We start from the raw sequence: 20,034 nt of genomic DNA on the forward strand, positions 1-20,034 counted from the left end.
TATAGTGCGGGGTAGAAAAGCGATGATAGATGTAGGGATAGGCTTTGCACGAAGCTGTGAGTTAATAAGAATCTTTACGTTAGAAGGTTCATTAACGAATAAAAACATTCCAACAGATAAGTTCCAAGACTATGACTTTAGTTACTTTGTAACAGACATAGAGTATTTCAAGAAGAGTGATGATTGGCTAGACTATTTTGGCAAAAGGTTAATGCTTCAAAAACCCGAGGCGATGGAGTTATTTCCATCAGAGCTCGGAAGTTGGTTCTCGTATATCATCATTTTTGAAGATGGTGTCAAAATGGATCTAACTCTTATTCCGCTTCATGAATATGAGGAGTATTTCAAAAATAGCGACGGGCTAGTAGAGGTGTTGTTAGATAAAGATAATATAATCCAGCATCCTGTCATTGCGACAGATAAGATGTATCACATTCAAAAACCAAGTAGTCAATCATTTGATGATTGTTGTAATGAGTTTTGGATGTCGGCTACATATGTGACAAAGGGTCTTATGAGAAGAGAACTATTAGTTGCGGCAGAGATGATGAACAGTGTATGTCGCCCGCAGTTACTTACGATGCTTCGTTGGAAAGTTGGGATTGAGACGGATTTCTCCTTAAGTGTTGGTAAGTCGGATAAGTTTCTACAAAAGTATGTTTCAGGGGAAACGTGGACTGCATTGGTAGCGACGTATAAAATGAGTTCGTATGAAGATATGTGGGAAGGATTATATACTAGTTTCGCCTTGTTTAGAGAAACGTCGCACGTCGTGTCTAACATATTGAATTATTCTTATCCTAATTACGATGAAAAAGGTAGTAAGTATATAGAATGGATTAGACAAACAGATATATAGTGTTGTATAAGAGAATAGATAAATAGAAGAATGAAATAGACTTATGAACAACTAGATACAATCCCCAAGTCATATTTGCTTGTACAACGTGCATACACTTGTACAAAAACAGCAAAAAGGACGTGGGGATTTGTTATGCGTATAAGAAAGATTGTGCTTCTCATCATGATAGCAGTACTATGCGTTAGTAGCTACGGGGCGTCATATACATATGCCGAAATAAATACGGATGTGAGTGCATATAGTGCAGTCTTAATGGAACAAGATTCAGGACGAGTATTATATGGAAAGAAGCTACATGAGAAAAGGCGGATTGCAAGTATTACAAAAATCATGACGGCTGTACTTGCGGTAGAATCTGGTAAGTTAGATGAGATGGTAACGATAAGTGATACGGCAGTAAGGACAGAAGGTTCATCTATTTATTTAGCACCCGGACAAAAGATTAAGTTAAGGGATTTAGTATATGGACTCATGCTTCGTTCTGGAAATGACGCAGCGCAGGCAATTGCAGAAACAGTTGGTGGAAGTATTGAAGGGTTCGTCTACATGATGAATGAGAAAGCAGCAGAAATTGGTATGTTAAATACACAATTCATTAATCCACATGGCTTAGATGGAAAAGGATTTGAACATTATTCCACTGCGTATGACATGGCTATATTAGCTCGTTATGCAATGCAACATGAAGATTATCGCGAAATTGCGGGAACAAAGTTTCATAAAGCACCAAATACAGAGCAATCGTGGGATTATGCATGGAAAAATAAAAACAAGCTATTAACAGGTCTATATGAATTTAGTACAGGTGGAAAGACTGGATTCACGAAGCAAGCTGGACGTACGCTCGTATCCACAGCTTCCAAAGAAAAGGAGAATTTAATTTGCGTTACAATTACAGCTGGTGATGATTGGAATGATCATATTTCGCTCTTTAATAAGGGATTTGACCAATATGACTTAGTGAAATTAATTAAAAAAGGCCCTGTTGGAGAGGTACCAAAGGAATTGAAAGGCCATGTATATACGAAAGATGCCTATAAGTACCCATTAACGACGGAAGAGCAGGGTGAAGTTGACATACGATATGAGATTGAAGAAGGAAAGGAATTTAAAAACGGGGACAAAGTAGGTCTTGCTTCTATTTATATAGGCGAGAAAAAAGTCGGCGAGAAGGCTCTGTTCTATAGTTCGAGTAAGCTGAAATTACAAGCATCGTATTGGCTTGATGGAATAAAGGAAGTGTTCTCGATGATGGTTGGTGAAGAAGTGGATGGTTAATCTTATTTGGGTTGGAATGATTATTATTGGCATTATCTTTGGGATTGTGAACGGGACGATGGATGAGGTGAACAAAGCTGTCTTCGAAGGTGGAAAAAGTGCTGTTACGATTTGTATTGGCCTGGTGAGCGTGCTTGTGTTCTGGATAGGACTAATGAAGATTGCAGAAGAGGCAGGATTGTTGAAGAAGTTAGCAATGTTGTTTATGCCACTTATCCGTCGGTTATTCCCAGAAGTGCCAAAAGATCATCCAGCCTTTGGTTTCATCTTATCAAATATGATTGCGAACGTATTTGGTTTAGGGAATGCGGCAACACCGATGGGAATTAAGGCGATGGAACAATTGAAGATACTAAACGGCAATAGTGATACAGCGAGCCGATCGATGATTACATTTTTGACGCTTAATACATCCGCTATTACATTAATTCCAACGACCGTTATAGCGATTCGAATGACGTACAATTCAGCGAATCCAACGGAAATTGTTGGTGTCACTATTTTAGCACAGTGTGTATCTATGATGTGTGCATTAATGATAGACCGCTTTTATTATTATCGTAGTGTGAAAAAAGGAGGAAAGAAATGAGTGCTGTAAATACGATTTCTCTGTGGCTTATTCCTTTTCTCATTGGATTTATTTTGTTGTACGGGACAATAAAGAAAGTTCCGACGTATGAAGTATTTGTGGAAGGTGGCAAAGAAGGGGTGAAAATAGCGGTGCAACTCATTCCTTTCCTCGTTGGAATGATTGTTGCGATTAGTATTTTCCGAGCTTCTGGGGCGCTTGATTATTTTGTTAACTTAATCAAACCATTTCTCCATATGGTAGGTGTGCCGTCGGAAATTGTTCCGTTGTCGTTCATTCGTCCAATATCGGGTTCAGCTGGACTTAGTATTACGACCGACTTGATTGCGACGTATGGACCTGATTCGTTCATTGGTCGCTTAGCGTCAACGATACAAGGGAGTACGGATACGACATTATATATTTTGACTGTTTACTTCGGCGCAGTTGGTATTAAGAAGATGCGTTACGCGCTAAAGGTCGGACTGTGGGCAGATTTCATTGGTATTGTATGTTCTATTGTGTTCGTGTCTATTTTCTTTGCAGGAAAATAAGAAAAAGCATGGGGAGCAACCATGCTTGTTTTCTTATTAGCGGAGTTTGGCGATGTTGAAATTGTTGCGGAGTAGTACCCAGTTTTGTGGGAATGGTAAGCCTAATTTCCAATAACTAATGCCACGTAGTCCTTCCGATTTAATTAAATTGAATTTCTGCTGAACAGAGCGAGCATCTTCAAACCATACTTCATGCTGTCGACCTTGTGCATCATAATATTTGAAGGTTGGTGCTTGTTCTTTTGAATCATATTTAATTGCGACGTTGTTTTGTCTCGCGAGATCGACTGCTCCTTTGGCGCTTAATGCTTTCGCTGGCGGATTGCCTGGTTTGAACGGGAGTGTCCAATCGAACCCGTATAAATTTTGTCCGAGGAGGATTTTTCGTGCGGGCATTTGTGTTTTTGCATACTTAATTACGTCCCGTACTGGTCCAATTGGTGATACGGCGCGAGGTGGACCTCCTTGCCAACCCCAGTCGTATGTCATGATAACAACGAAGTCGACGATTTCTCCGTGTGCTTTGTAATCTTGTGCTGCATGTGTACCTGTTTGGGTTGAAGTTGTTTTCGGTGCGAGTGTTGTACTTAACATGAAACCTTCAGGGAGACGAGCTTTCACTTTGCGTAAGAACGCATTGTACGGATAGCGATCGCTAGGCGCAAGATTTTCAAGATCAAAGTTAACGTCACCCATGTTGTATTTCCGAGCCGTTTGGATGATGTTTGTAATAAGTTTATCTTGCACGGCTGCACTACTTAATACAGATGTGGCAAGTGAACGACTGAAGCTACCGTTCTCAATATTCGTTACAACAAGCATCGGAACGACTCTGTTTTGTTCGGCAATTGGAATAACTGGTTCGATTGGCGGTTCTTTTAATGTGCCGTCTCGTTTCATTTCAAAGCTAAATGGTGCGATGTACGTTAAATCTCTACTGTTATCACGTGCGGCATTCAGTAGCGCTTGACTAATAGGGTCGCTCGTTGGTTGTAAGTAACCAACAGATTCAATGGAACGTTTCTGTCCGACTGGGACGTATAGACGCTGTCCGATATTGAGTTGAGAGTTCGGGGATAAACCGTTCGCACTCGCTAATTGTTGTAGGCTAATATTATATGTTTGGCTAATTTTATATAAAGAGTCGCCAGGTTGAACATAGTAACGATTATCTGGAGTGTTGACAACGAGCGTTTGCCCTTCTACTAAAGATGTACCGGGGTCTAGTTCATTTAAGGAACGAACAGACTGGGCAGATGTTCCGTATTTTTGTGCGACGGAATTGATTGTTTCTCCTTTTGATACAACGACTGTTTGTATCATATCAATTGCGCCTCCTTTATGAAAAAATCTTATCGTTGCTATTTTATTTGCGCACAAAGAGAAATATGATAATGTCCGAGCACGTCAAGGTGAAACTTTGTAGAGAAGAACTTATTACTCATGTGTAAATAGTGTAAATATTGGCACGAGTGGATTTGTCAAGTTAGAGGAGCCGAGCTGACGAAATAAAAATATAGAAATTGAAGGAATTGTGAAAAATGTCGTTTTTTCCACTGTAAATGAGTGACTTCACTTGTTTTGAGTTACATTACAGAGTAAGATAGGTGAGAGGTGAATGACAAACATGGAAAGATTGCAGAAAGTAATTGCGCAAGCAGGTATTGCCTCTCGTAGAAAAGCAGAGGAATTAATAAAAGAGGGACAGGTAAAAGTAAACGGCAAAGTCGTAACAGAGTTAGGGACGAAAGTTACTCGATCTGACAAGGTTGAAGTGAACGGCGTTCGTATCGAAGGCGAAGAGCCAGTTTATTACTTACTATATAAACCAACAGGTGTTATTTCGAGTGTGAGCGATGATAAAGGAAGAAAAGTGGTAACGGACTTCTTCCCGTTATTAAAACAACGTGTTTATCCAATCGGTCGCTTAGATTATGATACATCAGGTATTTTATTATTAACGAACGATGGTGATTTCGCGAACTTACTAATGCACCCGAAATACGAGGTGGACAAAGTATACGTAGCGAAAGTGAAAGGCATTCCACTTCGTGAGAAAACGCGTGAATTAGAGCGTGGAATTCAATTAGAAGATGGTAAGACAGCTCCTGCAAAGGTAAAAGTATTATCAGTGGATAAGAAGAAAGGAACAGCTATTGTTCAATTAATTATTCATGAAGGCCGTAACCGTCAAGTTCGTCGCATGCTTGAAGCTATTGGTCACCAAGTATTAAAGTTAAAACGTGAACGCTTCGGGTTCTTAGGAGTAGAAGGACTGCGCCCAGGAGAAGCGCGTGCACTTTCTCCACATGAAGTGAAGCAATTGCGTCATCTAGCAGCTCATAAGAAATAACAAGCCTTAGGCTTGTTATTTCTTGCGGATGAAAAAGGGGGAATTTTCATGAAGAAGAACCGACTTATTTTCCGAACAATTATCTTACTTGTACTTGTCGGTGCGGTTGGGTATACGCTGTATCAGAACTTCTATACGAAGAAGGAAGAAACATTCACAATGGGAGAGGTGGCTCCTAATTTCGTATTGAAAGATTTGAATGAGAAGGAAATTAGTTTAGAAGATTACAAGGGCAAAGGGGTAGTACTTAATTTCTGGGGTTCGTGGTGTCCACCATGTAAAGAAGAAATGCCAGCTCTCAATAACTTACATAAGAAGTACAAAGATAAAGGTGTAGAAGTACTTGGTGTTAATGCGGGCGATACACCATTAGTTGCACAAACATTCGCAGAGAAGATGGACTTGGAATTTCCAAGTGTCATGGATACAAAAGGTGATGTACAGCGCGCATATAAAGTTGTACCACTTCCAACGACGTTCTTAATCGATTCAGATGGAAAAGTAGTGAGGATGATTACAGGCATCAAGACAGAAGCTGAATTTGAGGAATATTTTAAAGAAATCATGCCGTCATAGTTTTCCATATTTATAGAATTAATATGTAATTGGGGTGGAAGGAATGAAAGAAGTTAAATGTTCATGTGGACATATTAATCACGTTGGAACAGCTTTTTGTGAAGCTTGTGGCAAACCATTTCAAAATGAAGATAGTAATGAACTATTAGATATGAGGTATGAAGGGTCTGCACGACGCTCTATCGTTTATAAGAAGACGATTATTGATAAAGTGTGGAACTTCTTCTCATCTGTGAAAGTCGGCGTATGGCTAATTTTGCTTACATTGATTGCATCAGCAGTAGGGACGATTTTTCCTCAGAAGATGTATATTCCGCCAACAATTGATCCGAGTGAGTATTACTATCTACAATACGGCACGTTCGGTGAGTTGTATTACCAGCTAGGATTCCATGATTTATATAGTTCATGGTGGTATTTACTACTTATCGCCTTAATTGGTGTGTCGCTTGTTATTTGTAGTATTGACCGTGTTGTACCTTTATATAAGGCATTGAAGAACCAAGGTGTTACTCGCCATGAGCGCTTCATGAAGCGTCAACGTTTATATAGTATAACGAAAGATGTGACGGATGAAGAGTTAGCAAGAGTAACAAAACAATTAGAAAGTAAGCGCTACAATATCCGTATGGAAAATGGCAACATTTTAGCGGAGAAAGGACGTTTCTCACGTTGGGGTCCATATGTGAACCACGTGGGGTTAATTATTTTCTTAATTGGTGGTATGTTACGTTTCGTACCTGGTATGTATGTGGACAAAGTGCTATGGCTTCGTGAAGGGGAGACAAAAGCGATTCCGGGCACAAATGATGAATATTATTTGAAGAACAATGAATTTACGCTAGAGGTATACGACAAAGACAAAGATAAAGCAGTGTTTAAAGATGCGCTTGAATCAATTGATAAAACAATTGCGAAGAACTATCAGTCAGATTTAGTCTTATATAAGGCAGAGGAAAGAACAGTCGGAGCTGAACCAACTTTAACGGAAGTGAAAGAAGAATCTATTCGTGTGAACCAACCGCTTAAATTCGATGGGTATGCTGTCTATCAAGTTGATTATAAAGCAGACGAGTTAAGCAAGATGAGTTTCTATTTAGAAGATAAAACAACGAAAGAAAAGCTAGGGGACATTACCGTGGATTTGAATAATCCGGAGAGTAGTTACGATTTAGGTAATGGTAATAAAGTGGAAATTGTTGAATATTTCCCAGACTTCTATTTCAACGAAAATGGAGAACCGAATACGAAAACACCAATTCCGAATAACCCGGCATTTGTGTTCAAGATGTACACGAAGGATAAACCAAACGGGGAAATGAGTTTCGTTGGGATTATGCAAACGATTGAAAGTGATACAAGCGATAACCAATACAAGATGGCATTCAAAGGCGTGGAAATGCGTGACGTAAGTGGCTTGACAGTTCGTCTAGACAACACGTTATGGATTCTGGCTATTGGTGGCTTTATCTTTATGGTAGGTGTTATACAAGGGATGTACTGGCATCACCGTCGTATTTGGATTCAACGTATAAACGATGAGATTGTCCTAGCGGGGTATACGAACAAGAACTGGTTCAGTTTCACGAAAGAAATTGATCAAGTGCTTGAAGGGACATCAATCGTGCGTCCAGAGGACCAGAAAAAGAAAAACTAGGTGTAAGGTGGGAGAAAGTTGGCAGAATTAAGCAGTAATTTATTATTCGTTGCGTTTATTTTATATTTAGTTGCGACATGTTTTTTTGGCGGTGCAATTCGTCAGAAGAATCTTGACAGCAATAAGAATAGATCGGCAACAATTGCGATTGCCGTAACGATTGCTGGTTTCGTCAGTCAATTAGGTTATTTCGTTACGCGTTGGATTGCAGGGGGACATGCGCCTGTAAGTAATTTCTTTGAATTCGCGACATTCTTTGGGATGATGCTTGTCGGCGCATTCATCATTATTTTCTTTATGTACCGTGTAGCGGTTGTTGGATTATTTGCATTACCAGTTGCTATTCTATTAATTGCGTATGCAAGTATGTTCCCAAGGGAGATTTCACCGCTTATTCCAGCGTTACAAACACATTGGTTATATATTCATGTTATTACAGCGGCAGCTGGACAAGCGATTCTTTCTATTAGCTTCGTAACAGGATTAATTTATTTAATTCGCCAAGTAAATCAAGCGAAGAAAAGCAAGCAAACATTCTGGTTAGAAGTAGTATTCTTCTTCGTTGTATGTACAGTAGGTTTCATTCTTATGACGACTGTGTATTCAAGCATGCAATACGAAGCTAAGTTTAAGTATGTAACGAAAAATGCAGAACAAATAGAACATGAAGCAGAGCTTACATATACACTTCCGGCATTAGTAACACCTTACAAAGGGGAGTTATTAACGGAAGGGAAGCAAGATGGATTTGTTGAAGTTCCAATGATTATTAATGGTAAGAAATTTAACACTGTTATTTGGTCAGTTATTTCGGGTACTATTCTGTACATTCTAATCCGTCTACTTACACGTAAGCGATTAGGTGAATTATTAAAGCCGACGGTTCAACGAATTAGTCCGGAAGTATTGGATGAAATTAGTTATCGTTCGGTTGCGATTGGTTTCCCTGTCTTCACGTTAGGTGCATTAGTATTTGCGATGATTTGGGCACAAATTGCGTGGACGCGCTTCTGGGGTTGGGATCCGAAAGAAGTGTGGGCGCTTATTACGTGGTTATTCTACGCAGCATTTTTACATTTACGATTATCAAAAGGATGGCACGGAGAGAAGTCTGCATGGCTTGCAATTATTGGCTTCATGATTATTATGTTTAACTTCGTTGTTGTTAACTTAGTAATCGCTGGCTTGCACTCTTATGCATAATGAAAAAAGAAGTTCTGATTTGTTTCAGGGCTTCTTTTTTTAAAATATGGGAAGAATATAACCATATATAGCCAAAAAAATCTTTAGATATAGTGTATAAGTCGTTTTTATTGACAAAGCTATGGAAAATAATGAAAAATATATGGCATTTGCCTCTGAAATTTTGTAAAATGTTGTCGAGAGGAGTTGCTTTCATGGAAAAAGAAATGAGAATTCTAATAGTAGATGACGAGGATCGTATTCGTCGATTATTGAAAATGTACTTAGAACGAGAAGGCTACATCATTGAAGAGGCTGAGGATGGCGAGATAGCTCTTCAGAAAGCAATCACGAATGACTATGATCTAATCTTATTAGATTTAATGATGCCAAAGAAAGATGGAATTGAAGTGTGCCAAGAAATTCGTACGCGTAAATCAACTCCAATTATTATGTTAACAGCAAAAGGCGAAGAAGTGAATCGCGTACAAGGATTTGAAGTGGGGACAGATGACTATATTGTGAAACCGTTCAGCCCACGTGAAGTTGTTCTTCGTGTCAAGGCGTTATTACGTAGAGCGTCGACAACGACATTTATTAATACAGACACAACATCTAAAGATTTAATTGTATTCCCTCATTTAACAATTGACAACGATGCACACCGTGTATCTGTTGATGGAATAGATGTGAATTTAACACCAAAAGAATATGAATTACTTCTATACTTAGCGAAATCGCCAGATAAAGTATTCGATCGTGAGAAATTATTAAAGGAAGTATGGCACTATGAATTTTTCGGTGACTTACGTACAGTCGATACACATGTGAAGCGCTTACGCGAGAAGTTGAATCAGAAATCAGCTGATGCAGCGAAAATGATCGTAACAGTATGGGGTGTAGGGTATAAATTTGAGGTGACAACAGCGTAATGCTTTGGCGTAGTGTAGTAGGAAAGCTATGGTTCACTATTCTTCTTCTCGTATCATTTGTATTAGCATTTTTAACAATTTTGTTAACGGGGTATTTCGAGACCTATTACGAGAAAGAGGTAGAACGTCGTATTACAGAAAATGCTGAGCGTGTTGTGAAAATGGTACATGAAGACATTTCGGAAGACTTGTTGCATAAATTTGCAACAAGTCTTATGACATCTCAAGCAAGAATGACCATTGTGAAGGAAGACGGGAGTGTATGGCGCTCAGATTCACATTCGTTCGTAAGTGAACTTTCTTTGGAAGAAATAAAAGAAAACGATGAATTAGCGAAAGCGTTCACAGAACGAACGAAAGTAATTACGCTACTAGAATCATCATCTGAGTCAGATCAATTTGCTAGTCAGCATCAAGTTGTTATTGCGATGCCAATTTCGATATCAGGAATGGATACGGTTATTATTCAACATTCCTTGCAAGAAGTAGAGAATACGTCCAATCACATGATTAAATTCATTTTCCTATCGGCTGGATTTGCAATTATCTTAACGACAATTTTCTCGTTCTTCTTATCGACAAGAATTACAGAGCCACTTCGTAAAATGAAAGAAGTAGCGGCAGAAGTTGCAACAGGGAAATATGATGCAAAGATTCCAATTGTCTCAAAAGATGAAATCGGTGACCTTGCGCGTGCCTTTAATCAGATGGGACGAAAATTACAGTTTAACATAAATGCCCTTAAGCAACAGAAAGCACAATTATCAAGTATTTTAAGCAGTATGGCGGATGGTGTTATTACCCTTAGTCAAAAAGGAGAAATCCTTTTAACAAATCCACCAGCCCAGCAATTTATGCAGACGTGGTTTTTAGAACGTGGTATGCAGCAATTGAATAATCGTAATTTACCAGATGAGTTAGTTCAACTATTTCATAACGTCGTTGAAACAGAGTCCGAGCAAGTTATTGAAGTTGATATGACAAAAGGAAACTGGGTAATCATTATGACACCGCTGTACAACCAGACGAAGGTTCGCGGCGCTGTAGCTGTTTTACGTGATATGACCGAAGAACGTCGCCTTGATAAGATGCGCACTGACTTCATCGCGAACGTGTCACACGAATTACGTACGCCGATGGTGATGCTACAAGGGTATAGTGAAGCTATTTTAGACGGTATTGCGAGTACAGAGGAAGAGCAGCATGAGCTTGTCCAAATTATTTATGAAGAGTCACTTCGTCTAGGACGATTAGTAAATGAATTACTTGATTTAGCAAGAATGGAAAGTGGCCGTGTTCAATTGAATATGGAAGAGATGAATATTCAAGCTTTTGTAGAGAAAATCACGCGTAAGTTCCAAGGTATTGCTAAGGATAAGAACATTCATTTAGAGGCGACATTTATGAATGATGTCACAACACATGTATTTGACGGTGACCGTGTTGAGCAAGTATTAACGAATTTAATTGATAATGCGATTCGTCATACACCAGATGAAGGCAGTGTCACATTATTCGTAGAGGAAAAACAAGAAGGAATTCAGTTCCAAGTAACAGACACTGGATCAGGTATTCCAGAAGAAGATTTATCATACGTATTTGAACGTTTCTACAAAGCAGACAAAGCACGAACGAGAGGACGTGCTGGCACAGGTCTAGGCCTTGCCATTGCGAAGAATATTGTCGATGCACATGCAGGAAAGATTAGTGTTACAAGCGTCTATGGTGAAGGAACGACATTTACGGTCTTTTTACCGAACAAAGAGATTGGCTGATAGCCAATCTCTTTGTTTAGTTTAGGAGTATTATTTCTTTGAATGATACAGCATCTTCTAATGTTCCGTAACTTTCGTCGTTGGTGTCACCGAGCAACGTAGCACTTCCATTTGGATTGAACCAAATCATATATGCGGCTTCGCGTTTTTCGTATGTTACTTTCATGAATACATCTTCTTTTCGTGCCATGGATGGTTGGACACCTTTTTCCCATTTTACGTTGTGCAGTGCATGTTCTATTTTGGATAAGGTTGAATCGTCGGAAACAACTTTTTCTGCTCCGTATTTACCGGTTGCTTCTGTTAATTGGATGGTCACTTTTGTTAGGGGCTCTGATTTTTGAGTGCAAGCGGATAGGAGGAGACAGAGGAAGATGAGACTAAAGAGCGGACGTAATTTTCTCATAGAAAGCACCTCCGTTTGTATACTATATTCGTGTAGACAGGAGATAAGTCCTTTCTTTAGAGTTACGTATCGATAGAAGAGGGAGGGGTAGAAATGTACTAGTATTCGCAATAATAAATACCTCATTAAGATTTTACTATTAATTAAAATCATACGTAATAAAAATTTTGATTTTTTCTAATTTTTAAATTATAATAAAGGCATATACATGAAATGTCATGATAGGAATAAGTAGTTGTTATCTCCCTGTTGAAGAGAGCTGGTGGATGGTGCGAGCCAGTACATAGATGATAATGAAATACATCCTTGAACTTTCTTTGTGAACAACAAGTAGCAAAGGACGGGCGAACCGTTATTTCGATGAGTGGAAGATACATCTTCAAGAAGGGTGGTACCGCGTTATACACGTCCCTTTGTTTGGAGGTGTTTTTTTGTGTTTTACATATTAAATTAGGAGGAATACGTGATGGATTTTCTGAAACAGTTATCAAAGGAACAACTAGTAGAAGTAGAGAGACAACTTGCGATTTATCATAATGGCGCGAAAGAGATTATTCCAGAGATTGAGTTGAAGAATAAGCTAGCAAAATCAGTGTTACACAACATACCTCTAAAAATTAAGCTAGGGTTAGATCCGTCCGCTCCTGACGTTCATTTAGGGCATACAGTTGTCTTAAACAAGTTAAAGCAATTTCAAGAAAACGGGCATATCATTCAGCTTATTATCGGTGATTTTACAGGTAAAATAGGTGATCCAACGGGGAAATCGGCAATTCGAAAGCAGTTAACGACGGAAGAAGTACAGATAAATGCAAAGACGTATTTCAAACAATTTGGGAAAGTGCTAGATATGGAGAAAGTAGAACTTCACTACAATTCGAAATGGTTAGCAGGGTTACAGTTAGAGCAACTTATTCATTTATCATCTAGTATTACAGTTGCACGCTTACTAGAGCGTAATGACTTTGCCAACCGCCTAGCGAAAGGAAAGCCAATTTCTTTACATGAGTTCTTCTACCCACTGATGCAAGGGTATGATTCTGTAGCACTCGAAAGCGATGTTGAGCTTGGTGGAACAGATCAACATTTTAACGTGTTAATGGGAAGACATTTGCAAGAGCACTTCGGGAAAGAAAAACAGGTAGTCTTATTACTTCCGTTACTTGAAGGCTTAGACGGCGTAGAGAAGATGTCGAAGTCGAAGCATAATTACATCGGTATTGATGAGGATCCGAATGATATGTACGGAAAAACGATGTCGCTACCAGATGAGTTAATCGGGAAGTACATTGACCTTGTAACGGACTTATCTCTTGATGAAAAAGAGAAGGTGAAGAAGGAACTTACAAATGGCATTTTTCATCCACGTGATGCGAAGATGCACCTTGCTCGTACAATTGTTGCGATGTACCACGGAGAAGAAGTGGCTGACAAAGCGGAAGAAACGTTCAAAATTATCTTCCAAAAGGGAGCACTTCCAGATGATATGCCAATTATCACATGGAACGGTCCGCAAGAGGTGCCAATCGTTGAGTTATTGATGGCGTTAGAGTTACTGAAATCAAAAACAGAAGCGCGTAAAATGATTCAAAATGGCGGTGTACGTATTAATCAAGTGAAAGTAGAGAACATTCATCTGAACGTATCCACAGTAGAAGAAGTTATCGTACAAGTGGGGAAACGTAAATTTATGAAAGTTGTTCCAAAATGAGAGAATGAAGCAATGCGGTGTTTGTACTTCTAGTAGTGATAGGTATAGGTGGTTAACTATAAACAGTGTAATCAACTAATAAATATATAAGTAGGAAGTAGTATAGAAGTTATGTAAAATAATAGAAATGCAAAAATTGTCATACTAAAGAACTATTCTTTTTAGATTAATCAGATAATAATTGAAAGATTTATGGGAAATATGTTACTATGTTGGTGAAATGCCAAATAATGGTTAGTTCAAGAAAGGGGGGAGTATCGTGGCAGGACAAATTCGTGTTAGTCCAGCAGAGTTAGAGGTTAGAGCGAAGCGCTACGGACAAGGTTCAGAACAGATTACTAGTGTATTAACTCAATTACAAAGTTTGCAAGATCAATTAGCAACAGAATGGGAAGGTCGTGCATTCGAAGGTTTCCAACAACAATGGGACCAATTAAGACCGAAAGTTCAAAACTTCGCTGAGTTGTTAATGGCTATCCAACATCAATTAGAGCAGACAGCTGGTGCTATGAGAGAGCATGACGAAGCTTTATCTCGTAATTTTGGCTTCAAATAAGATGGTATGTGGATAAAAGCAAGGAACATATTACATATAGTGTTTTTCCTTGTTTTTTCATTAAGTCATACAACAATCGTTGTATGGCTTAATTGCTTTCTTGTTACATAAGAATGCAAGGATGCTAAAGGGATGGCGTATGATGATGTTATACCGAATTTTTCATCTTACTATTTTTGTTTTGCAGGAGTGATAATTAGTGAAGAACCTGAGATGGAGTATCTTATTATTTATAGCATTAGTGCTAACTATTTCATCGTCTACATCTTATTTGGCAGTTAACCATGTTGCTGTAGAAAATCAAGAGAATAAAGTAGAAAGAATGACAATTGCTCTAGTTAATGAAGACCAAGGATCTTCATTTGAAGGAGAGCAAATAGACTTTGGAAGTCAATTTGTTAAGAATGTAACGAAAGATACAAATCATGAGTGGTATGTTGTAAGTCGAGGTGTTGCTGAAAATGGCCTTACGAGCAACAATTACAATATGATGATTGTTATTCCAAATGATTTCTCTCAAAAAGCACTTACGATTAATGAGGAAGTGCCTGAGAAAGTAATGCTTACGTATAAAGTAAATGCTACTGGAGACAATGCAATTAAGGAAAAGGCAGAGACAGCAGCTACGGTCATATTAGAAGACTTCAATAAACGTATTATTGATGTATATTTCGCAAGTATTATCGGGAAATTGCAAGATGCTCAAGATAATATTTCTACTGTTATTAAAAAAGGAGAAATGCTAGCTGGGACATATGAGTCAAATATTCATAATCCTTTAGCGAATTATACAAATCAATTCAAATCGATTCACAGTTATACAAATGAATCAAAGGGAAGTTTCGAGAATTTCCAAGGGATTCTTGAATCATTTAAATCAAGAATCAATAGTTCGAAAGAGCAAAATGTAGCGTATCAAAATCAGTTTAGTAATTTCATGAAGTTACAAGAAGATAATAAAGCGTTACCAAGTGTATTCACCCAAAATCTTACACAATTCAATCAAACGATGAGTACAGATGATGTGATGAAGCAATTGGCTAGATTAGAAACAACAAATACTGCACTTCATAATCAATTTCAATCGATAGAAGGTCAATCCACCCTTTTATCAAAAGCAAATGCGCTGCAAGTATATATACAAGATGTAAATGGTAAGATTATAGATTATGATACAGACTTGACTGCAAAGCTAGAAGGGGATGTCCAAGCTAAAATAAAAGAAAAATTAATGGCGCATCTTACGAATAAAAGTGGGAAAGATCAAGACAATAATGATGCCAAAGACTTGTACTTATACACGTTCTTCCAACAACCTAGTGACACAGTTAATCGTAAAGTAGAGTCATTGATTAATAAGTTACCAAGTATGAGTGTAGAAGAGATTGAACAACTTGACTTACTAGAAGATACGAAGAACGAACTGAAAAATGTTATGTTAGTTGCTGCGAAGTACAATGAAGAAAATGACCATCAATATCAAGGTGGAAATAAGACACCTTTAGCCGAGACAATTGAAAAGGTTAAAGCAAGTCTAACGAAAGATGGAATATCGTTTACTGACTCTGACAAAGTAGGAAAGATGGAGTCAGAACAGACATTTACATTAAATATTCCAAAAGGGTTTTATCTTCCAAAAGACAAGGAATCATTAAAGATTGATGGGAAGGATTATACAGCTGAATACATTCAAAAAGGAAGTGTAACCTTACCAGCAAGAGAAGAAGGAAATATAAATGTCCAGGTTCATCTTCAGTTAGAAGAAGGGAATAAGGATGTAGATATATTTAATCCTGTTAACTGGCAATGGACATTAAAACATCATAATGAAAAAACAACTGTGACGGAAGATGGAGGCACAGAAAAGCCAACAGATCCACCGACAGACCCACTTCCACCACCTGATAAGCCAGATACAGCTACTAAAAATATACATGCTGTAGATAAACCAGAAGACCCATCATCAGGTAACGGAAGTGATCCAACACCACCGACAGACCCAACACCACCAGACAACGGGAACGGTACAGACAAACCGACAGACCCAACACCACCAGATAACGGGGACGGTACAGATAAACCGACGGATCCAACACCACCTAAAAATAAAGAGACTCTTATTGAGCGAACAAATGATTATTTGAAGCATACAAAAACGGAAGACTTACATCCAAATACGACAAATGTATTTGTAAAGGATGCAATAAAAACAGTTAAGAGTTATCAGCAGCTATCCAGCTTATTGAACTTGTATTATGGCTTGGATATGGAAAATGCTGATTTACAAGCGAAACTAGCAGAAGGAACCTTACAAGAGATTGCGACAGAAGATTCACTTTACTATATGTTTAACAAGCAAAGTATCGTCGATGCTGTCTCAACCTACGTTGCTAGTGAAATAACTGCTGAAGTAACAGAGGAACTGAACACGTTAAAAACAAAAGTAACGGAGTATTTGAAATTAGTCGAACAAGTAAACGCAGATTCAGGAGAGTTAACAACAATTCTAACGAAGGCGATTAGTGATGCTAATGAACAAAATACACATGTAACAAAGTTACTAGGCGATTTGAAAACATGGCGCGACACAAGTATGAAATTATTAGAGGAACAAGGGAAAATCAATATTGAGCGTCAAAATGAACAACAAAAAACAATAGAACTAGATAGTGGATTCAAAACATTACTAGCAGAAGCAGAAAGACTATCTGCTGACTCTGAAAATACAGAGCTATCTGCAGATCAAGTATATGAGACATTTGAACGAATTAATACAGAAGCGGATAAGATCCAGCTAAGTGGAGAGAATGTTGTTTCTGAAGCTAGTAATTTATTAACTGAATTTGATACGAAAATGTTTGACGACAAAAATTTCGCGAAGAATTTCACTCAGATTTTAGCTAATAGTCGTATTGGTGACGAACAAAATGAGCATTTATACGAATTTCTCTCTAACCCAGTCCAAAAGAAAAATGATGGTACGATTGTTGGAGGGGATTTATTTACACCTTACTTAATTGTAATAGTATGCTTTATTGTTGCGTTATTTACTGCTTATGTTACAGCTTCTCAAGGCAAAAAACATCGTCAGAAGAATGATTTTGAGGAAGAGCAGTCTATTGCTTTTAAGAATCTTCCTGTCACAGCAGTTACAGCATGTATTGCAATTGTAGAGGGAGTTATTATAGGAGCCATTTCAGGTAGATTATTAGAATTCCAACATGCAAAATACTTAATGTTTATTGGGATGATTACTCTAATTATGCTTGCTTTTGTACTCGTTTCAACGTATTTATTACGTCAAATTAAAATGGTAGGGATGTTTGTCATCTTAATTTTCTTGAGCATCTATTTATTTTTAACAGATGCAGTTGGTGTGCACATCGATAAATCATCTTATTTGGCGAAAATACGTGAGTTTTCACCATTGCATTTTACAGAAGGTTTCTTATATAGCTTTATAAGCGACGAGAAGAATTGGCATATAGCTGCCTTTGTATTTGCGATATTGAGTGTTGTTGCTTTTGTAGCAAACCTATTTGTAATTAAGTTTAAGAAAGAAGGGGAAGGGACGAATGATGAAACGAAAGAGCAAGTTGGATAAATCATTCTTTATGTTCTTACTTCTCATATCAGCTACAGTGCCTAATGGTGCTGTAGCTGATAGTTATTTAGACCATAGTGGAAAAATGGAATTCAAAATAGATCGTATACAACAAACAGAAGAAGAACGGCAGAGAAAGAAAGAGGACGAGAAGAAGATACAGAAAGAAGAGAATGATTTATTCAAACCGCGTATTGATAAGCAAATTAAAGAAATACAAGCAAAAGATGAAAAAGAAATGGATGCGTTAGAAGATAGTTTGTTTTCGGATCAACAAGTGGCTTCTAGTGCACCGGATGGAAAAGAATTGTTATTTGAATCTACTTACAAGGTAAAGGCAGTAGCTGTAGAAAAGCAAAGTGAACAAGAAAAGAAAACAGGTACTACTATTTTTACAGGAATAATTGTCGGAGTTGTTTTCCTTTTATGTAGCACTGTCTATTTTGTTATTAAAAAGAATGAGATATAGGGAGAGCACGATGAATAACAGAACACATACGAGTATAACAATGGACTTTAGAAATTGGGGAGGGCATTTTTATGACCTTCATGTTCCGAATCATCAACCAGTGAAATATTTACTGACGAATTTAGCACAGACCTTAGGGCTAACTTGTCCAAACGAAACAACGTATGCCATGAAAGTAGTGAATAAAGGGATTATCCTCTTAAACGATGATAAAATGATGGATTTTAACATAACAGAAGGTGATTTAATACAAGTACTATAACACCAGGATGTTAAGTCTTAATAAGATTCTTATAGGTTAAAAGGAGACGAAAATGATAGAACGTACAATTCAAATAGATACGATGGAGTATCCATTTATTCAAACAGAACATTCGTTACAATTGCAGCTTGCAAAATCTTTAACGAAAGTTACCCATCAAAGCCAGTTAGAACTTCTAACAGCCAAAACCCCATATTTCATACCTGTGTCGATAGAGGAAGAAGAGGATACATATACATTTACATATTCAATAGGTAAAGAGTGGATTACGTGGGAAGATGTGAAGGACTATGAAAAAAACGATAAACTTCGATTCCTATTGAATATATATCGTTTTAGAGAATGCTTATATTCTAGATATTCCTTCTTCTTACATCCAGATAATATTGTTGTCGATTCTAATTATATTCCCTACATCATTCATAAGGGATTAACGAATATTATTCCGCCAATGAATATTTCGGAAGAGGTATTCTTAAGGCAGTTTAAATGCCTCATCATTGCCCTGTTTAATAAAAAGTATTCGTTTCAAGATTTATATAACGGTTTATTAGACAATGCAGCAGATACACCATTTGAGCGGAATGTATCTGATATTTCATCATTAGATGAATTGCAGTCATTCTTGCAAGATAACTACACAAAAGAACAAGAGTTATCGAACAAACAAATGATGCTAGTACCAAAGAAACGCTTTAAACTATTCAAAAGTTTGGCAATATCATTTATCGTTTCGGCGGTTATATTAGCAGTTCCTGTTATTTACTATGCATTTATAAAAGTTCCTTATCAAAATAATTTACTCGAAGCAAATAGGCATTTCATTGCCACTGATTACGATAAAGCAATTAGTGTCTTAAAGAGTGAAGATGCAGAAGGTTTACCTATAACAGCTAAATACCAACTTGCTTTTTCATATGTAAAAGCAGAGACATTAAGTGAACAAAAGAAGACGAATATTATGCAAAATATTAGTTTGAAAAGTGATGAGAAGTACTTACTATATTGGATTTACAGCGGAAGAGGAGAATTCGATAAAGCGTTAGATTATGCAAAGAGTGTAGATGATCCGCAACTAATTATGTACGGGTTATTAAAGCAAATTGAGGCAACGAAGAACAATCCGGATTTATCAGGTAAAGAACGAGATGAAAAATTAAAAACATATGAACAAGAGTTAAGGCCATATCAAGAGAAATATATGAAAGATGAAGAATTATTAAAGAAAGAGTCTACGAAGGAAAAGAGCGAAGGAAAAGAGGCTGACAAAAAGCCAGAAGAAGGTGAAA

General features: G+C 37.7%; 17 protein-coding genes, 1 pseudogene and 1 other annotated feature. Of the genes and pseudogenes, 16 read left to right on the forward strand and 2 right to left on the reverse strand.

Annotation, left to right across the window (positions count from 1 at the left end):
* Positions 1-4 precede the first annotated feature (4 nt).
* From ant(6) to IEV41_RS00900, 4 genes are all read left to right on the forward strand, one after another.
* Positions 5-859 carry an aminoglycoside 6-adenylyltransferase gene (ant(6), locus tag IEV41_RS00885; RefSeq protein WP_188386579.1) on the forward strand — a complete coding sequence of 285 codons (855 nt, stop codon included), beginning with the start codon at positions 5-7 and terminating at the stop codon, positions 857-859.
* 141 nt (positions 860-1,000) lie between these two features.
* On the forward strand, positions 1,001-2,140 hold the full coding sequence (locus tag IEV41_RS00890) for a D-alanyl-D-alanine carboxypeptidase family protein (protein WP_188388626.1): 1,140 nt from the start codon (positions 1,001-1,003) through the stop codon (positions 2,138-2,140).
* A complete protein-coding gene (locus IEV41_RS00895) occupies positions 2,133-2,729 on the forward strand; it encodes a nucleoside recognition domain-containing protein (protein WP_188386580.1) in 597 nt (198 codons plus the stop codon). The genes IEV41_RS00890 and IEV41_RS00895 overlap by 8 nt, the downstream gene beginning before the upstream one ends.
* The gene (locus tag IEV41_RS00900; RefSeq protein WP_188386581.1) at positions 2,726-3,262 is read left to right on the forward strand and encodes a spore maturation protein; all 537 of its coding nucleotides are present in this window, start codon (positions 2,726-2,728) and stop codon (positions 3,260-3,262) included. Before IEV41_RS00895 ends, IEV41_RS00900 begins: the two co-directional genes overlap by 4 nt.
* A gap of 36 nt (positions 3,263-3,298) precedes the next feature.
* Here the strand turns inward: IEV41_RS00900 and IEV41_RS00905 are convergent, their stop codons facing one another.
* The gene (locus tag IEV41_RS00905; protein WP_188386582.1) at positions 3,299-4,585 is read right to left on the reverse strand and encodes a LysM peptidoglycan-binding domain-containing protein; all 1,287 of its coding nucleotides are present in this window, start codon (positions 4,583-4,585) and stop codon (positions 3,299-3,301) included.
* A gap of 304 nt (positions 4,586-4,889) precedes the next feature.
* Here IEV41_RS00905 and rluB point away from each other — a divergent pair, with 304 nt between their 5' ends.
* The 6 genes from rluB (at position 4,890) to IEV41_RS00935 (ending at position 11,737) form a co-directional block, all read left to right on the forward strand.
* Positions 4,890-5,615, forward strand: coding sequence for a 23S rRNA pseudouridine(2605) synthase RluB (gene rluB / locus IEV41_RS00910; RefSeq protein WP_188388627.1), 726 nt, complete (start codon positions 4,890-4,892; stop codon positions 5,613-5,615).
* Positions 5,616-5,663: 48 nt separating this feature from the next.
* A complete protein-coding gene (gene resA / locus IEV41_RS00915) occupies positions 5,664-6,191 on the forward strand; it encodes a thiol-disulfide oxidoreductase ResA (RefSeq protein WP_188386583.1) in 528 nt (175 codons plus the stop codon).
* Between the two features lie 43 nt (positions 6,192-6,234).
* Positions 6,235-7,848 (forward strand): cytochrome c biogenesis protein ResB, encoded by a 1,614-nt coding sequence (resB, locus tag IEV41_RS00920; protein WP_188386584.1) that lies wholly within the window; start codon positions 6,235-6,237, stop codon positions 7,846-7,848.
* Between the two features lie 18 nt (positions 7,849-7,866).
* Complete coding sequence (gene ccsB / locus IEV41_RS00925; RefSeq protein WP_188386585.1) at positions 7,867-9,051, forward strand: c-type cytochrome biogenesis protein CcsB; 1,185 nt, start codon at positions 7,867-7,869, stop codon at positions 9,049-9,051.
* Positions 9,052-9,245: 194 nt separating this feature from the next.
* Positions 9,246-9,962, forward strand: coding sequence for a response regulator transcription factor (locus IEV41_RS00930; protein ID WP_188386586.1), 717 nt, complete (start codon positions 9,246-9,248; stop codon positions 9,960-9,962).
* Positions 9,962-11,737, forward strand: a complete 1,776-nt coding sequence (locus IEV41_RS00935; protein WP_188386587.1) for an ATP-binding protein — start codon at positions 9,962-9,964, stop codon at positions 11,735-11,737. The genes IEV41_RS00930 and IEV41_RS00935 overlap by 1 nt, the downstream gene beginning before the upstream one ends.
* 16 nt (positions 11,738-11,753) lie before the next feature.
* Here IEV41_RS00935 and IEV41_RS00940 read toward each other — a convergent pair whose 3' ends face one another.
* Positions 11,754-12,143, reverse strand: a complete 390-nt coding sequence (locus IEV41_RS00940; protein ID WP_188386588.1) for a hypothetical protein — start codon at positions 12,141-12,143, stop codon at positions 11,754-11,756.
* 209 nt (positions 12,144-12,352) lie between these two features.
* Positions 12,353-12,559: a binding site (T-box leader), on the forward strand.
* A 50-nt stretch (positions 12,560-12,609) separates the two neighbouring features.
* Here IEV41_RS00940 and tyrS point away from each other — a divergent pair.
* From tyrS to essB, 6 genes and pseudogenes are all read left to right on the forward strand, one after another.
* The gene (gene tyrS, locus IEV41_RS00945; RefSeq protein WP_188386589.1) at positions 12,610-13,854 is read left to right on the forward strand and encodes a tyrosine--tRNA ligase; all 1,245 of its coding nucleotides are present in this window, start codon (positions 12,610-12,612) and stop codon (positions 13,852-13,854) included.
* Between the two features lie 259 nt (positions 13,855-14,113).
* Positions 14,114-14,410 (forward strand): WXG100 family type VII secretion target, encoded by a 297-nt coding sequence (locus tag IEV41_RS00950; protein WP_188386590.1) that lies wholly within the window; start codon positions 14,114-14,116, stop codon positions 14,408-14,410.
* Between the two features lie 199 nt (positions 14,411-14,609).
* Positions 14,610-18,014, forward strand: a complete 3,405-nt coding sequence (gene esaA / locus IEV41_RS00955; RefSeq protein WP_229722107.1) for a type VII secretion protein EsaA — start codon at positions 14,610-14,612, stop codon at positions 18,012-18,014.
* On the forward strand, positions 17,986-18,483 hold the full coding sequence (gene essA / locus IEV41_RS00960) for a type VII secretion protein EssA (RefSeq protein WP_188386591.1): 498 nt from the start codon (positions 17,986-17,988) through the stop codon (positions 18,481-18,483). The genes esaA and essA overlap by 29 nt, the downstream gene beginning before the upstream one ends.
* 10 nt (positions 18,484-18,493) lie before the next feature.
* Positions 18,494-18,745, forward strand: a complete 252-nt coding sequence (locus tag IEV41_RS00965; RefSeq protein WP_188386592.1) for an EsaB/YukD family protein — start codon at positions 18,494-18,496, stop codon at positions 18,743-18,745.
* A gap of 52 nt (positions 18,746-18,797) precedes the next feature.
* A pseudogene (gene essB, locus IEV41_RS00970) lies at positions 18,798-19,994 on the forward strand (type VII secretion protein EssB); the annotation flags it as partial.
* Positions 19,995-20,034: the final 40 nt, after the last annotated feature.

This window comes from Priestia taiwanensis (assembly GCF_014638355.1).
Lineage (GTDB): Bacteria > Bacillota > Bacilli > Bacillales > Bacillaceae_G > Priestia_D > Priestia_D taiwanensis.

Coding starts and splice junctions, on each gene's coding strand:
- IEV41_RS00895 (WP_188386580.1), top strand. CDS start 2,133: ATGGTTAATCTTATTTGGGTTGGAATGATTATTATTGGCATTATCTTT.
- IEV41_RS00900 (WP_188386581.1), top strand. CDS start 2,726: ATGAGTGCTGTAAATACGATTTCTCTGTGGCTTATTCCTTTTCTCATT.
- IEV41_RS00905 (WP_188386582.1), bottom strand. CDS start 4,585: ATGATACAAACAGTCGTTGTATCAAAAGGAGAAACAATCAATTCCGTC.
- rluB (WP_188388627.1), top strand. CDS start 4,890: ATGGAAAGATTGCAGAAAGTAATTGCGCAAGCAGGTATTGCCTCTCGT.
- resA (WP_188386583.1), top strand. CDS start 5,664: ATGAAGAAGAACCGACTTATTTTCCGAACAATTATCTTACTTGTACTT.
- resB (WP_188386584.1), top strand. CDS start 6,235: ATGAAAGAAGTTAAATGTTCATGTGGACATATTAATCACGTTGGAACA.
- IEV41_RS00930 (WP_188386586.1), top strand. CDS start 9,246: ATGGAAAAAGAAATGAGAATTCTAATAGTAGATGACGAGGATCGTATT.
- IEV41_RS00935 (WP_188386587.1), top strand. CDS start 9,962: ATGCTTTGGCGTAGTGTAGTAGGAAAGCTATGGTTCACTATTCTTCTT.
- IEV41_RS00940 (WP_188386588.1), bottom strand. CDS start 12,143: ATGAGAAAATTACGTCCGCTCTTTAGTCTCATCTTCCTCTGTCTCCTC.
- tyrS (WP_188386589.1), top strand. CDS start 12,610: ATGGATTTTCTGAAACAGTTATCAAAGGAACAACTAGTAGAAGTAGAG.
- essA (WP_188386591.1), top strand. CDS start 17,986: ATGATGAAACGAAAGAGCAAGTTGGATAAATCATTCTTTATGTTCTTA.
- IEV41_RS00965 (WP_188386592.1), top strand. CDS start 18,494: ATGAATAACAGAACACATACGAGTATAACAATGGACTTTAGAAATTGG.